We start from the raw sequence: 14,186 nt of genomic DNA, 5'->3' as shown, positions 1-14,186 counted from the left end.
CGTTCCGTCTGCGGGGTCTTGCCCTTTCCTTTATTCCCGTAGGAGTCAAGTACCTTCCGCTCCATTTTACTTTTGTTTTAGGATTATCATAGCAACATTCCTTGCAAGAAAAAACAAATAAAAACCCTTCTACTATTTTAATGTAGAAGGGTTTATTTTAGTTTACAAGACGTTGAGCTTCTTGTAATTGGAATGTACGTACTTTTCTTGGAAGAAAACGTCTAATTTCAGCATCATTATAGCCAACTTGCAGACGTTTTTCATCAAAAATAATCGGTCTGCGAAGTAACCCTGGGTTCTCGCTAATGATCTTAAATAACGTTTGTAATGGTAGAGCTTCTAATTCTACATCTAACTCTTGAAAGACTTTTGAACGAGTTGAGATAATTTCATCAGTCCCGTCTTCAGTCATGCGAACCACTTCTTTTACCTCTTCAATTGTTAGTGGTGATGCAAAAATATTTCTTTCCTCAAACGGAATATTATGTTCTTCTAACCATGCCTTTGCTTTTCGGCATGATGTACAACTAGGTGATGTTAATAATGTAACCATATAACGGACCTCTCCTTTCAGGCTTTGAGATCTTAATATCATTTCCACACTACACATTATACTACCGTGTTCAACTTTTGTATATATAATCCATACATTTATTATACAAAGTAAACAAACTATATACATGTAAAGTTAATACCCTGGATACGACATTATAAACCTATTATACAGAAAAATCTTTTCTAAACAAATATGTTTATTTAGTTCTTTTCATCAATTCTTTTTTTAGACTCATACTTGTCACCTTATTGTCACACCTTAAGAACAGGTCAAGTCTATCAGAAAGTATGGTACATACCCATCTAGGAGCTGAGTTTAATTGAGAAATTGGTTAATAGTTCTGGCTTTAATTTTTTTGTTAGTTTCTTGCGGGACAGATGATATTACGAGCGAACAGTTTGACAGGCAACAGATTATTGTAGAGAGCGAATTTATTACATCAAACACTATTCAACAAAGAATAGAACTATCTGGTCAATTGCTTCCTAATACACAGTTACCTATTTTAAGTACTCTACCTTTAGAAGTAAAAGAAGTTCATGTTGAAATGGGGCAAAAGGTTGAAAAAGGAGACGTTCTTGTGACTCTTGATGATAAAGAAGCTCGGAGACAATTAAATCAAGCAAAGGAAGTACTTGCTCAATTGGAAAGAAGCCTCGGTCAAGCCCAAGAGTTGAATCAATCCATTCGAAACAATGTGAAAAATCTAGAACAGTTACAAGGAGATTTACAAATTTCTATAGATAGATCACGCACATTGATCGAAGAGTTAGATCGAAATCAACTGGAGGATTCACTCGTTGAGATGTTACAGTCATCTCTGGAAGTTTCTTTAAAACAAGCTGAACTTGCTCAAGCAGCTAGTTCAGGGGCGCTTTCACCTGTAAATACATTCGAAATTGAAGCTCAAATTCAAACAGCTCAAAATGCAGTTGTTCAAGCAGAAGAAGCTGTTCAATCAACACAGGTACGTTCACCGATATCCGGGGTGGTTTCACAATTAGATGTAACAAAAGGTCAAACTTCTATACCAAGTCACCCATTAGCCATTGTGTCAGATATAACCGAGTTGAAAGCAACGTTCGGTGCTAATAGTTTTCAAATAACTCAGCTATCACCTGGTTTATCAGCAACGCTATCGATTACAGGTTTAGATGAAGAGATAGAAAGTGAGATCAGTATTGTTTCACCTGTCGTTAATCCACAAACCAATACTTTTACAGTTACCGTCCCTCTCAAGAACGACACTATGCGTCTTAAAGGAGGAATGCGAACAACTGCAATTTTTGATTTGAACCAAATTACAGAAGCTCTTGTTGTTCCCGCTAATGCAGTCTTATATGAAGATGGACAACCTTATGTATTTGTTATTAATGAGAATATTGCAAACCGTCAATCGGTTGAACTCGGGGTAAGAGAAGAAGATTTAATCGAAGTCATCTCTGGTATCGAAGAAAATCAACAAGTCGTTACAATTGGCAAAGAACGAGTAACAGATGGCGCAGAAATTACGATTCGAAACGAGTGAGCATACAATGAACATAGCAAAACTATCTGTATTACGCCCAGTCACTATGGCAATGTTTATCGTTTTATTGATTCTTTTAGGAACCGTATCGCTTTATAATTTACCAGTCGATCTTTTCCCAGAATTGGATTACCCAGTCGTTGCAGTAACAGCAAGTTATGAGGGTGCAGGACCAGAAGAAGTTGAAAAACTCATTACAAGACCTCTTGAAGAGATATTATCAAGTGTGCCAAACGTTGAAACCATCTCCTCTACCTCGAGAACTGGTGGCACTCTCCTTCTTGTTTCATATGATTGGGGTACAGACTTAGATTTTGCTACTCTTGCAATGAGGGAAAGAATTGACCAAGTGCGAGACAGCCTCCCTGCTGGAGTAGCTGCTCCTCAAGTAATGAGGTTTGATCCTAGTATGTTGCCAATTGTCCAATTAGCTGTTACTGAACCAACTGAAAATATAGCTGAGGCGAAAAAGCTGATTGAGAATGAAATCCAACCAAGGTTAGATTCAATTGACGGAGTGGCAGCTGTTCAAATCGAAGGTGGTGCTGACCAAGAAATTCGACTAGATGTTGACCCAGAGCAACTCGCTCTATATGGGATAAGCATAACGGACCTTCAGCAATTAATTGCAAGTGAAAATCTTAATTTACCTGGTGGACAAGTTGAAGATGCTAATCAAAGCTTGCCTATACGTGTAACAGGAGAGTTCCAATCCGTTTATGATCTTGAAATATTACCTGTACCAACAAAAGAGGGGATCATCTCTTGGGGAGTTGGTGTCCATTAAGGAAACCACCGCAAGCGTCAACCAACAAAGCTATTTAAATGGGAATCCGGCAGTTGGCTTATCTGTTTTAAAAGCATCTGGTACCAATACCGTAACAGTCGCTAGAAAAATTAATCAAGAGTTAAAACAATTAGAAACTCTCCTACCGACAGGAGTCGAAATTCGCTCTATTTTTGACCAAAGTCGTTTTATCGAGCAATCTATACGAGCTGTTGCTTGGAATATTGTCATTGGTGGTTTGTTAGCTGCGTTTGTTCTTTATATTTTCTTACGAAATGTTAGAAGCACCCTTATTATCGGATTTTCAATTCCTATTTCAATTATGACTACATTTCTTTTTCTTTACTTTTACGGAGAGACTTTAAATATCCTGACACTCGGAGGACTTGCTTTAGGAGTCGGAATGATGGTTGATAATGCCATCGTCATCCTTGAGAATATTTACCGGAAAAGACAGCTCGGCGAAAGGAAAAAAAGAAGCTCTATTCAAGGTACAAATGAGATCGGTGGAGCCATTGTAGCTTCAACTTTAACTACAGTTGTCGTATTTTTACCAATTGTATTTGTTGAAGGATTAGCTGCACAGTTATTCAAACCACTTGCGATTACGGTCGCCTTCTCGTTATTAGCTTCCCTCATTACAGCTCTTATCATTGTTCCCTTGCTCACTTCTACCTTTATGAAAGTAAATGATGACACATCAGCTTTTCAAAAAGGCTTTGAACGATCAAGAACATTTTATGAGAAAGTATTAAAAAAAGCTTTGGCTAAGCCTAAAACAGTTTTACTAACTACCTTTATTTTATTAGCTCTTTCGGCTGCCTGTGTTCCGTTTTTAGGAACTGAGTTTCTACCTGCCCAAGATCAAAGTTTTATTAGTGTAGATGTTAGGCTTCCAGCAGGTAGCTCTTTAGATATGACATATGAAACGACATTAGAAGTAGACAATCAACTTAAATTGATCCCAGAAATTGATCTAGCCTTCTTAACTGTAGGAGGAACTGATAATTTCACAATCGGTGCTGGCTCTCAAGTAAATCGAGCTTCGTATAGTATTTTATTAAAGGAAATTAACGAGAGACATCGAAGTGACCTTATTATTGCTGAAGAAATTCGTAAATTATTACGCACGATTCCAAATGCTGATATTTCAGTTTCTGCTAGCGATACGGGGTTTTCAGATAACCCTATTTCAATAACTGTAAAAGGGGCAGATTTAAGGACATTAAAGAGAGTTTCAGATGATATTATAACTAGTATTTCAAAGGTTGAAGGTGTGCGTGAACCAAAGTCTAATTACACAGAAGGAAATCCGGAAGTAACGGTTACGATAAATAGACAGGCTGCTGCTTCATTTGGAATTGGAAGTGCCCAGATTGCAAGCACGATTGGCAATGCAACCAAGGGCCTTGTTGCTACTCGTTTAGCAAGAGACGGCGATGAAATCAACGTTCGCTTACTGGTAGAAGATCGTTATACTGCATCTGTCAATCACCTTGAACAACTTTTAATTGATACTCCTACTGGGGAACGTATTCCTCTTTCAACAATTGCCCAGGTTGAAAGAGGACAAGGTCCGAGTTCAATTCGAAGAGCTGATCGGCTAAGAGAGGTGACTGTCAGAGCGGATCTTTTAAATAGAGATTTAGGATCTGTCATTCACGATATTGAGAATATTTTAAAAGAAGAAGTAAGACCAACTTTACCTAGTGGATATCGTATTACTTTCGGAGGTCAAAATGAACAAATGAATGATGCCTTTTTTAAACTTGGAGGAGCTATCGTTTTAGCTATTGTCCTTGTTTATATGGTAATGGCAGGACGATTCGAATCCTTTTTTTATCCATTTATCATTATGTTTTCTGTTCCAGTAACTGCAATTGGAGTCATTTTAGGTTTATTTATAACTAATCAACCTCTTGGAGTAGGTTCTTTAATAGGGATTTTAATTTTAACTGGAATTGTAGTAAATAATGCTATTGTTTTAGTTGATTACATAAATACTCTTAAAACTGAAGGGAACTCCAGTTATAATGCCATTATTCAGGCTGGCCCAACCAGATTAAGACCTATTTTAATGACAGCTTTAACGACCATTTTAGGATTAATCCCCTTAACATTAGGGTTTGGCGAGGGAACAGAAGTTCAACAACCGATGGCTATTGTGATTGTGTTTGGACTAGCAGCCTCAACATTCATTACCCTGATTTTAATACCAGTTGTTTACTATTTAGCAGACAACTATAAAAACAAGAAAAGAGAAGTAGTGATTGAACATTAAAAGGGTATTCCAAAAAGTCATAAGACTTTTTGGAATACCCTTTTCTTTTATCCTCGTACCTTAGGCTGTTGTTCTTTTTGACGATTGTGGCATTGGATTTCGTTTTGTTTTTTGCTTCCAATCACGAACATTTTTCTTCAAAAAATCTTTTAGCAACTCACGTTTCTTTTTACGTTTAACATCCCTTTGTTTCATAGGAATCACCTTCCATAAACTAATTCATTATTGTAAGCTGGCTTGATCTTTTTCTTTTTCATACGTAAGAACGACATCAACATCCTCATACGATTCACCATATAACTCTTTATCTTTATATGTGTGAATATTCTCGTAAGTGTGTTTCATCTTCTCAAAAATGCTTTTTTCTGTTTCGTCTGTTGGTGACCAATAAAGGATCTCTAACTCATTAACTTCATTCGTAGCAAGAGAACGTCGTTTATAACCAATAGATTCTGCATGTTTAAACCCTTCTCGATTATAGAAACGCTGTCTTTTTCTTGTGTCAGTGTCTTCGTAATCAACTGGTTCCACCTCTAAGATGATGGGTTTTTGTTTAAGTTTTAACTGATTCAGTAACTTTTTACCAAGGCCTTGACCCCTGGCATCTTTAGAAACAAATAAATAATCAACAAAAACGAAATTATCTGTTTCTACATACATCATAACATGGTTCGGGCCCTCGTCCTTATGGTAAATATCGGCCTTTTCTTTTAACAATAATTCCATGTGTTCCTTTGACTTCATTTCTTCAATCGGAAAATATTTATTTAATTTCTCATACCAGTTCATAATTCGCCTCCGTCAATCTTTGTTAACATTAGTATATTCCTTTTATAATAAACGATAAACTTCTCGTAATAAGCTTTTTATTGGATATTCCTTCTTTTTACCTGTCATTATATGTTTATGCATATGTTTCTTACAATTACACGATTTTCCTTGTGTTTAATCGTGTTAATCCAAAGGCAATATTTAAATTATTGACTATTACACAAAAAAAGGATTATCTCTCAACAGGTCTTTCATTTGACCTATCGGATAATCCCCTAAATAAAACGAATTACGGTTTGTAATTGACTCCCTCTGTATATCTGTTTGAAGCATTCCAAAGCAAATATTCATTTATCCCCTGCTCATTTAAAGCTCTTATTTGCGCTTCAACTTCATCTACACCATATCTTTTATAGTTACCTGCACCAAGCCAAGCCGCAGTAAAGTCTTGAATCCAAGGGCGAGATGTAGGTGGATTATCTAACGCAGCCAACACTTCATTCTCCACTTTAGCGTATGCTTTTGTTAACTCATACGGGTATAAATCTGGTTTATCTATCCCAAAATAAGGTGTCCAATGACTTGGGTAAATCATTGAAGATATGACATCAACATTTTCAGATATTTTAGCGAAGTTTTGTCCAATTCCTGGTGCTTCCGTGATCGTAGCAGCATACCCGAAAATATCTACCGACACATCAACATTATAAGAGGAAAGTTGTTCTCTTGCGTATGCTACAAAATCGGTAACTGCAGCTACCCTCTTCTGAACGTTGTCGTCGCCGTCTTTATAGGTACCAACGTCATATTGTAATGTCTCATCTCGACGTTCAAAGCCTTCGGGAAAACGAACATAATCAAATTGAATTTCTTTAAAACCTAGTTTAACTGCTTTTTCAGCAATTGAAATATTATAATCCCAAACCTCTTTAAGGAATGGATTAACAAAAGCCTCACCTCTTCTGTTTTTCCAAACCTTCCCGTTTTCCTGAAAAGATAAATCAGGACGTTTTTCTGCCAAGATGGTATCTTTAAAAACAACAATGCGAGCTATTGGATAAACCTCATTTTCCTCTAATGTGTTCATTAATTGCTCTGGGTTCCCAATGTAATTTTGGGAAATATCTTGGAAAGGTGAATCTTTATCTGGGCGAAACGTTAAATAACCATGGTCGTCTTTTATATCAATAACCATTGAATTTAGCTCAGTCGTATTAACTAAATCCAATAACTGGTTAAAACGCTCCCCACCTGCAGAGTTACCCGTAACATACACTCCCCGTACTCCGTCTTCTGGATAATTAAACGTATATCCACTATCATAAACAAATCTCACCAGCTCATTAGGTAATTCTATTTGTTTCCCTGTATGCAACATAAACGGGTGCTCTTTTACTTTAATGACTTCTGGCTGTTCTGCTTGTACTGAAAATGAACCGAAAGCAACCGTTACGACAAAAAGCATCAGAGCATAAATAATTTGCATATGATCACACTCCCTTTTTGGTTCTGTGTTCATATCCTTATTCTATGTATTAGTCCTCGTCTTTAGCATCCCAATCTTCAGGAATAGGTTCCTCTGCTTCCAGTGCTAACTGTTTACGTTTTAAATCAAGTTGTTCTTTGTGCCACATAAATTGTTCTTTGTTTACTAAAAAAGTCTCACCATCAGAGACCGCCTTAACATGGCCTAAACGAATTTGAGTTAAAATATAGTCTTCCGTCAATTCTAAAAAGTCAGCTAATTCCTTTACAGTTACATACATATTACTGTCCCCCTCTAAGTTAAACCTTTCCTTTTCCCCCAGCAAAAAACCAATGTTACATTGACATTGGTTTTTACAAAAAAATTATGAAATTGGTAAAACATACAAAATAATTAAAAAGAAATGAGTGATTGTTCCTGCCAAAACAAATAAATGCCAGATCGCATGGTGGTATTTAAATCCCCGCCAAACATAAAAGATTGTTCCAATCGTGTAGCAGATACCCCCTATAAAAAGTAAAGCAATTCCCTTAGACGGCAAAGTCTCAACAATTGGATTAATAGCGAAAATCGCTAGCCACCCCATTGCAATATAAAAAACAGTCGATAAAAACAAAAACTTTTTTACGAAAAAGAACTTAAAAACAATCCCTATAGTTGCTATACCCCAAACAATTCCAAATAAAGTCCAGCCGAGTGCTCCTTGAACGACGATGAATAAAATGGGTGTATAGGTCCCAGCAATAAATAAATAGATAGAGGAATGATCAAATACCTCAAATAAGTCTTTAGCCCTTCCTTTAGGAAGTGCATGAACCATAGTTGAAGAAAAATAAAGGAGTAACATTGTAACCCCATATATGGTAAAACTGACAATATGCCAAACAGATCCATGTAAACTTGAAAAAACAATGAGCAATACTAATGCAGCAATACTTAAAACTACACCAATTCCATGAGTTATTGCATTCGCTATTTCTTCTTTCTTAGAAAACGTATGTGTTGTTGCCATAAAAATCTCCTCTCTCGAACATACGTCTATTATACACCTATTTTTGATTTCAGTTCCACTCTTTCCACAAATTTTCATTGCATCTTCACAATAACATCTATATAATAGATAAAATATACTTTTTTGTAAGCAGATTATTTGACAAGTTTCTGAAAGGAGGAATGTCACATGAGACATGTAACATTAGTGCAATTGTTTGATCACCCTATTACACAAAAATATGTGAAAAGATCAGGTATGGCCCATGCGATTGCTTGTGCTTACCATGCATTTCAATTGGCAAACGTACACGGAGTTGATCCCGATCGTGCCACGAAGGCTGCATTCCTTCATGACATTGGTCACTATACTTGGTATCGAAATGGAAAATGGGATTATGACTTATACAAGGAATATGATATTCACGCCATAAAAGGTTCTGAGCGTGCTCATAAATTACTAATTAGACTTGGTGAACATCCTAAATTCGCTAAAGAAATTGCTTTAGCCGTGTTACTTCACACTGATTCCTATTTGCCCAAAGGCTATCTTGAACTCAATCCTCTCCAGCATGTCGTTGCTTTAGCAGACAATTTAGATGAAGAACCAGGAGGCAAGCATCATTACCGTAAAATCACTGATGAACGGGCACGTGATTTGTTAGATCGTCTAGATCAAAAAATTAATTCGTTTTATGAAAACAATTCTATGAAGCATTCAATGTAGGATTGAGGCTAATAAAACTAATTGGTTTAACTGCTTATATGCATGCACGATAAGAATGCTTTTTCGGGTATTGAAGCCACAGAAAAAGGCCAAGGTGAGACCCGTCAGTGCGTAAGCGCGATGAGGCTCACCAGGCACTCTTAGAGAGCAAATTATCTTTTTCGGAGCGAATCAATCTTCACCATAATTCTAATTCAGCCACATAATTAGATTGACGCTAGAATTGGCACATGCTACAGTTACTTTATCACAATTAAATACTAAAAAGGGGAGTAGCGACCTTTGGTCAATGAGTCGTCATGACAGTGATATAAGATCACTCGGTTCATTGAGCTTTTAAGATTTTTTTAAAAGTACGCAAGACCTTTTTATGAGAGTACTCCATTACGGGTAGACTTTCATAAAAGGGTCTTTTTTTGTTTACTATTTATAGGGGGAATTCATTCATGGTTTTTATAGGTTTTATTTTCGCAGCTTTACTAACTGTATTTGCTGCCATTAAGTTGTCTACATACGCGGACACAATCGGTGAAAAAACATCACTCGGTGGAATGGTTGTAGGAACTATTTTCTTAGCAGGAGCAACTTCTTTACCTGAAGTTACAACGAGCGTTTCAGCTATTGTCCTTGATAGCCCAGATATTGCAGTTGGTAACGTATTTGGTAGTAATATGTTTAACTTATTAATTATCGCCAGCTTTGACCTTTATTTTCGAAAGCAACAAATTTTTAAAAATGCTGAACGATCCCATATTTATACGGCAAGTATTGGTTTAATTCTTGCCATTGTAGCCATTCTCGCTCTTTCACTGAAAACTCCTTATTCTTTTCTAGGTATCGGCGTAGATATTTGGATTTTAATGGTTATTTATATTGTTGGGATGATGTTTATCTCTTATTTAAGTAAAAAGAACCCACAACAACCTGTTACAGAGCCAGAAGAATATAATATGTCTGCAATCTCCTTAAAAAGGGCCATTGTTGGTTTTATTATTGCTGCTATCGTCATTATGGGGGCAGGTACATTACTAACAGTTACTGGTGATCAAATTGCTGTTATTACGGGACTTGGTGCAAGTTTTGTAGGTAGTTTTCTTATTGCTGCTACCACTTCTTTACCAGAAGCCATTTCAGTGCTGGTCGCACTCCAACTACGTAATTACAACTTAGCAATTGGCTCTATTTTAGGAAGCAATTTATTCAACATTTTAATCTTAGGGGCATCAGATGTATTTTATAGAAAAGGGTCAATCATCTCTGCTGTTTCAGATGTTCACCAAATTACTGCAGCAGCCGTAGGAATTTTATCAGTAGTCATTCTTTACTCTTTAGTCAGAAAACCAAGAGAATCGGCATTCAGGTATGCATTACCTTCGCTAATCCTCGTCATTCTCTATTTCATCTCTTCTTATTTAATTTTTATACAATAATAATGTTCAAAGATGTATTAAGCATAGAGATTCAAAATGAAAGGCTGCTGAAACAAATCGTTTTCAGCAGCCTTTAACATAAAACTCTACTCTCTAAATATTACTAAGTCTTCCATTAATTCAAAAGTCAATCCACCGTTAATTCGTTGAACAATAATGCCATTTTCATCAATTACTAAGGTTGTCGGTATGCCAATAATTTGATACTTCTTCATAATCTCTCCATCTTTATCTAACAACGGATCAAACGTAGCCCGGTAATGTTGTAAAAATGGAGCAATCTCATCCTTACTACTTTCTTGGCTAGTCATATTAACTGCAACGAAAGCTGCCCCTTTTTCTTTAAGTCGTTTTTCCATCTCCACGATTATAGGCATCTCCTCTTGACATGGATGACACCAAGTAGCAAAAAAGTTAACCACGACAGGTTGACCTAAATAATCGTCCAATGAAACTTGTTCTCCTTTTAAGGTCTCTAATTGAATAGGTAGAGCTTCTTGTCCAACTTGAACTCCTTTTGATATTGAATTAGCAACAGCCTCTTCAACTTGTTGATAAACACTCTCTGACTGACTGTACATAAAGCCCACACCACATAAAATAATGATTAAAACGCTTCGATATAAAGCTTGACTTTTTTTCATTAAATAAGCTCCCCTTCGTTCAAAAGTGAATTCTGTTATAATAGTTGCATATGTACAAGATGGAACTGAGTGTTCTCAAAGAAAACAGACAGTTACTAGATTAAAAAACCTTTATAATGTAACGTATGTCCCAATAAACAAAATCATGCGAAATGAGGAAGAATGCTTTGTCAAAAATTCAGATTTACCAACTTATAGCCATCACGTTATTAATTATTTTCGTCGTCTATTCTTATCAAACCGATGTCACAATCACTTGGTTGTTCTATTTATTAGCTTTCATCAATGTCACACTCTGGATTTTACGATTACTTGAACGAAGAAAAAAAGAAGATCTTTAAGGAATATCATTTTTTATAGGTCTTTTTCCAAGGGTTGTTGTTTTTCAATCTTGGAATAAACTAAAGTGGATTGAAACGGAGCCGTTAACTTAAAAATGATGAAAAACCTCCCTTGCATGAATTTATACATAAAAGAGCATATTATTTGTATAACCATTGGCAAGGGAGGCGCATTATGAAACAATTGTATGACAACATGAAAACCTATTGCTCACAGTTTTTTAATCTCCTCTTTATTTTAGAATATGAAGATCTTCATCAAGAACAGAATGTAAAAAGTAATGCACAAGAAGCTTCGCTATTAAATAAGTCATAAACTCAAAAAAATCTGACCTATTTTCTGGTCAGATTTTGAGTTATTGCTATGAGATGACATGAAAGGCGTCCTTTGAAACTGTTACAGAAGTAGGCGTTTGCCCTACCATTTCTCCATCCGCAGTCACATATAACGGTTCTGCTGTTTCCACTTCAATCGACTCGACTTGCAAATATTCAACTCCTTTCATTTTGACATGTTTCCCTTTAAAGACAGCTGCAAGAATAAACAAGAGCCTCCATTTCGGCAAGGTATGGATAATACAAATATCTATCTTTCCATCGTTACTAATTGCTTCAGGGCAAATCTTCAGCCCGCCACCGTAATATGGATGATTAGCGATTGCGATCAACCACACTTTTTCATAAACTCGTTCATCTCCATTAAGAAGTAACTTTGTAGACGTTGGCTTATAACTTAGCAACACTTTAAATATGATAAAAAAGTATGCTAGCCCACCAAACCATTTCTTCCATTTTAATTCATTTGCTTCTTTGGCAACTTTCCCGTCGAAACCAATGCCTACCACCGTCATGCAGTGGCGATTACCTATTTTTAGTAAATCTATTTTTTGGTGACTCTTACCCAAAATTCTTTCAACTTCTTGCTTGTAATTATCGGTTATCCCACGAGCTCGCGCAAAATCATTTCCTGATCCTGTTGGAATTACTGTAAACGGTACAGTCGTACCAAATAACTGATTAATAATTTCATGAATTGTCCCATCCCCACCTAGTGCAATAACACCTTCTACCTTATCCGGTGATGATTTCAACGCTTGAAAATGATCAATAACTTCCTGTTTACTATTTGTAATTAAAGATGTATAACTAACGTTTTTCTCTTTTAAAATTTGTTCTATCTCACTCCAAATTTTGACTGACCGACCATTTCCTGACGTTTTATTAATTACAAAACAATACATTGTCGCTCTCCCCCCTTTTTCGACGTATTTTTCCCGAAATCCTACTAAATATACAAAGATAATTATGCCATATTAAAGGAAAAATATGAATAAATTACGTTTTTCTGCACAAATTACTAGTAATTGCGCTGATGCTGCAATATGTATAAGGGAGGTGATAGATGTGAATGCATTGCAATTTAATTTCAACATTCCGAAATATGTATTTACAAAAGCTGTAGGACGCTGGGTCCCTTCTATACATTGGCATCCACGCTTTTCTTGTTTAAATTGGAAAGAAACTTCAGAACCGGATTTGCCTAATGATGATTGGGTGAAGGTAAAAGTTAAGTACGGTGGTATATGCGGAAGTGATATGAACCTTCTATTTCTTCACGACAGTCCGTCAACATCCCCATATGTTTCTTTCCCATTTACGATTGGACATGAAGCAGTTGGCGTGATTTCTGAAAAAGGAAAGAATATATCTAACGTAACACTTGGACAACGTGTTGTTATAAACCCAATCTTATCTTGTGAAAGTAGAGGACTTACTCCTTGCCCGGCTTGCGAACGAGGAGATGAAAGTCTATGCCAACAAAAAACAAAAGGATCTATTCAATCTGGTCTCCTCATTGGCGCATGCCGTGACACTGGAGGTAGCTGGAGTCCTTATTTAGTTGCACACAAAAGTCAAGTTCTCCCACTCCCAGATGAGGTTAATGATTTAAACGGAGTTCTTGTTGAACCATTTAGCTGTGCCTTACATGCGGTTCTAAGAAACCCTCCTAACAAAGGGGATAACGTTCTAATTATTGGTGCAGGGGTAATTGGGCTATCTGTTATCGCAGCAATCAAAGCACTCGGATACGAATGTAACGTTACTATCTTAGTTAAACACGCCTTTCAAGGAGAAATGGCTAAATTACTAGGTGCAGATGATGTCATCTATTTACATTCAGAGTATGTACAAACAACTGCTACTCATTTAGGAGCTGAAGTATTAAAACCTATATTTGGGCCAGAGGTCATTCAAGGCGGAGCTAACATCGTTTATGAATGTGTAGGTAAAAAACAAAGTGTCACAGATGCTCTACGCTTTACAGAAAGTGGCGGAAAAGTCGTTATTTTAGGTCTAGCCAGTATTATGAAGCAGATTGACTGGACAACGGTTTGGTTAAACGAATTAACAGTAAAGGGTTGTTTCGCTTATAGTACTAATGATTTTGAAGGAAAAAGAATGAACACCCTTCAAATTGCAATTGAATTAATGAGAAGAGGCAAAGTCGACCTCTCGCCTTTAATTACACATCAATACCCTCTAAATGAGTACAAGGTAGCTTTCAATACAATAACAAAACGAAATCGCGAAAATGCTTTGAAAGTTATCTTCAACCATGATCAAACTACAGTTGGAGGCTAACA

General features: G+C 36.4%; 16 protein-coding genes. 8 read left to right on the top strand and 8 right to left on the bottom strand.

Translation table 11 applies throughout. From position 1 onward, the window contains the following. Positions 1–157: 157 nt before the first annotated feature. Positions 158–553, bottom strand: a complete 396-nt coding sequence (spxA, locus tag JCM9157_RS11675) for a transcriptional regulator SpxA (RefSeq protein ID WP_035664923.1) — start codon at positions 551–553, stop codon at positions 158–160. A 322-nt stretch (positions 554–875) separates the two neighbouring features. Here spxA and JCM9157_RS11670 point away from each other — a divergent pair, with 322 nt between their 5' ends. The 3 genes from JCM9157_RS11670 to JCM9157_RS11665 are packed head-to-tail and all read left to right on the top strand — an operon-like array spanning position 876 to position 5,152. Continuing rightward, complete coding sequence (locus JCM9157_RS11670; protein WP_035664921.1) at positions 876–2,084, top strand: efflux RND transporter periplasmic adaptor subunit; 1,209 nt, start codon at positions 876–878, stop codon at positions 2,082–2,084. Next, positions 2,053–2,871, top strand: coding sequence for an efflux RND transporter permease subunit (locus tag JCM9157_RS25750; RefSeq protein ID WP_268870944.1), 819 nt, complete (start codon positions 2,053–2,055; stop codon positions 2,869–2,871). Before JCM9157_RS11670 ends, JCM9157_RS25750 begins: the two co-directional genes overlap by 32 nt. After that, positions 2,861–5,152: an efflux RND transporter permease subunit gene (locus JCM9157_RS11665; RefSeq protein WP_268870943.1), complete on the top strand. Its 2,292-nt coding sequence runs from the start codon at positions 2,861–2,863 to the stop codon at positions 5,150–5,152. The genes JCM9157_RS25750 and JCM9157_RS11665 overlap by 11 nt, the downstream gene beginning before the upstream one ends. A gap of 60 nt (positions 5,153–5,212) precedes the next feature. Here the strand turns inward: JCM9157_RS11665 and JCM9157_RS25745 are convergent, their stop codons facing one another. From JCM9157_RS25745 to trhA, 5 genes are all read right to left on the bottom strand, one after another. Then, on the bottom strand, positions 5,213–5,347 hold the full coding sequence (locus JCM9157_RS25745) for a hypothetical protein (RefSeq protein WP_268870942.1): 135 nt from the start codon (positions 5,345–5,347) through the stop codon (positions 5,213–5,215). A 27-nt stretch (positions 5,348–5,374) separates the two neighbouring features. Further along, entirely contained in the window at positions 5,375–5,941 is a 567-nt protein-coding gene (locus tag JCM9157_RS11660; protein ID WP_035664919.1) for a GNAT family N-acetyltransferase, read from the bottom strand. A gap of 271 nt (positions 5,942–6,212) precedes the next feature. Next, positions 6,213–7,409, bottom strand: coding sequence for a putative glycoside hydrolase (locus JCM9157_RS11655; protein ID WP_035664917.1), 1,197 nt, complete (start codon positions 7,407–7,409; stop codon positions 6,213–6,215). A gap of 49 nt (positions 7,410–7,458) precedes the next feature. Continuing rightward, on the bottom strand, positions 7,459–7,689 hold the full coding sequence (locus tag JCM9157_RS11650) for an excisionase family DNA-binding protein (RefSeq protein ID WP_035664916.1): 231 nt from the start codon (positions 7,687–7,689) through the stop codon (positions 7,459–7,461). A gap of 84 nt (positions 7,690–7,773) precedes the next feature. Continuing rightward, complete coding sequence (gene trhA / locus JCM9157_RS11645; RefSeq protein ID WP_035664915.1) at positions 7,774–8,421, bottom strand: PAQR family membrane homeostasis protein TrhA; 648 nt, start codon at positions 8,419–8,421, stop codon at positions 7,774–7,776. Positions 8,422–8,589: 168 nt separating this feature from the next. On the opposite strand from trhA, the gene JCM9157_RS11640 reads away from it, so the two are divergent. Together JCM9157_RS11640 and JCM9157_RS11635 are read left to right on the top strand one after the other, a co-directional pair. Next, the gene (locus JCM9157_RS11640; protein WP_035664914.1) at positions 8,590–9,126 is read left to right on the top strand and encodes an HD domain-containing protein; all 537 of its coding nucleotides are present in this window, start codon (positions 8,590–8,592) and stop codon (positions 9,124–9,126) included. A gap of 446 nt (positions 9,127–9,572) precedes the next feature. Beyond that, positions 9,573–10,556 (top strand): sodium:calcium antiporter, encoded by a 984-nt coding sequence (locus JCM9157_RS11635; protein ID WP_035664912.1) that lies wholly within the window; start codon positions 9,573–9,575, stop codon positions 10,554–10,556. 86 nt (positions 10,557–10,642) lie between these two features. On the opposite strand, the gene JCM9157_RS11630 is transcribed toward JCM9157_RS11635, so the two are convergent. Continuing rightward, positions 10,643–11,200 carry a TlpA disulfide reductase family protein gene (locus JCM9157_RS11630; protein ID WP_035664910.1) on the bottom strand — a complete coding sequence of 186 codons (558 nt, stop codon included), beginning with the start codon at positions 11,198–11,200 and terminating at the stop codon, positions 10,643–10,645. Between the two features lie 167 nt (positions 11,201–11,367). Here JCM9157_RS11630 and JCM9157_RS24905 point away from each other — a divergent pair, with 167 nt between their 5' ends. Both JCM9157_RS24905 and JCM9157_RS24645 read left to right on the top strand, forming a co-directional pair. After that, complete coding sequence (locus JCM9157_RS24905) at positions 11,368–11,541, top strand: hypothetical protein (RefSeq protein WP_162831763.1); 174 nt, start codon at positions 11,368–11,370, stop codon at positions 11,539–11,541. A 175-nt stretch (positions 11,542–11,716) separates the two neighbouring features. Beyond that, positions 11,717–11,857 (top strand): hypothetical protein, encoded by a 141-nt coding sequence (locus tag JCM9157_RS24645; RefSeq protein WP_156321490.1) that lies wholly within the window; start codon positions 11,717–11,719, stop codon positions 11,855–11,857. Positions 11,858–11,903: 46 nt separating this feature from the next. Here the strand turns inward: JCM9157_RS24645 and JCM9157_RS11625 are convergent, their stop codons facing one another. Then, positions 11,904–12,782: a diacylglycerol/lipid kinase family protein gene (locus JCM9157_RS11625; RefSeq protein WP_035664908.1), complete on the bottom strand. Its 879-nt coding sequence runs from the start codon at positions 12,780–12,782 to the stop codon at positions 11,904–11,906. A 163-nt stretch (positions 12,783–12,945) separates the two neighbouring features. Here JCM9157_RS11625 and JCM9157_RS11620 point away from each other — a divergent pair, with 163 nt between their 5' ends. Beyond that, positions 12,946–14,184: a zinc-dependent alcohol dehydrogenase gene (locus JCM9157_RS11620; RefSeq protein ID WP_035664906.1), complete on the top strand. Its 1,239-nt coding sequence runs from the start codon at positions 12,946–12,948 to the stop codon at positions 14,182–14,184. Positions 14,185–14,186 lie beyond the last annotated feature (2 nt).

It is taken from the genome of Halalkalibacter akibai JCM 9157, assembly GCF_000513135.1.
GTDB classification, from domain to species: Bacteria; Bacillota; Bacilli; order Bacillales; family Bacillaceae_D; genus Halalkalibacter; species Halalkalibacter akibai.
This window is presented reverse-complemented; position numbering and strand designations above follow the sequence as displayed.

Coding starts and splice junctions, on each gene's coding strand:
- spxA (WP_035664923.1), bottom strand. CDS start 553: ATGGTTACATTATTAACATCACCTAGTTGTACATCATGCCGAAAAGCA.
- JCM9157_RS25750 (WP_268870944.1), top strand. CDS start 2,053: ATGGCGCAGAAATTACGATTCGAAACGAGTGAGCATACAATGAACATA.
- JCM9157_RS25745 (WP_268870942.1), bottom strand. CDS start 5,347: ATGAAACAAAGGGATGTTAAACGTAAAAAGAAACGTGAGTTGCTAAAA.
- JCM9157_RS11660 (WP_035664919.1), bottom strand. CDS start 5,941: ATGAACTGGTATGAGAAATTAAATAAATATTTTCCGATTGAAGAAATG.
- JCM9157_RS11655 (WP_035664917.1), bottom strand. CDS start 7,409: ATGCAAATTATTTATGCTCTGATGCTTTTTGTCGTAACGGTTGCTTTC.
- JCM9157_RS11650 (WP_035664916.1), bottom strand. CDS start 7,689: ATGTATGTAACTGTAAAGGAATTAGCTGACTTTTTAGAATTGACGGAA.
- trhA (WP_035664915.1), bottom strand. CDS start 8,421: ATGGCAACAACACATACGTTTTCTAAGAAAGAAGAAATAGCGAATGCA.
- JCM9157_RS11640 (WP_035664914.1), top strand. CDS start 8,590: ATGAGACATGTAACATTAGTGCAATTGTTTGATCACCCTATTACACAA.
- JCM9157_RS11635 (WP_035664912.1), top strand. CDS start 9,573: ATGGTTTTTATAGGTTTTATTTTCGCAGCTTTACTAACTGTATTTGCT.
- JCM9157_RS11630 (WP_035664910.1), bottom strand. CDS start 11,200: ATGAAAAAAAGTCAAGCTTTATATCGAAGCGTTTTAATCATTATTTTA.
- JCM9157_RS24645 (WP_156321490.1), top strand. CDS start 11,717: ATGAAACAATTGTATGACAACATGAAAACCTATTGCTCACAGTTTTTT.
- JCM9157_RS11625 (WP_035664908.1), bottom strand. CDS start 12,782: ATGTATTGTTTTGTAATTAATAAAACGTCAGGAAATGGTCGGTCAGTC.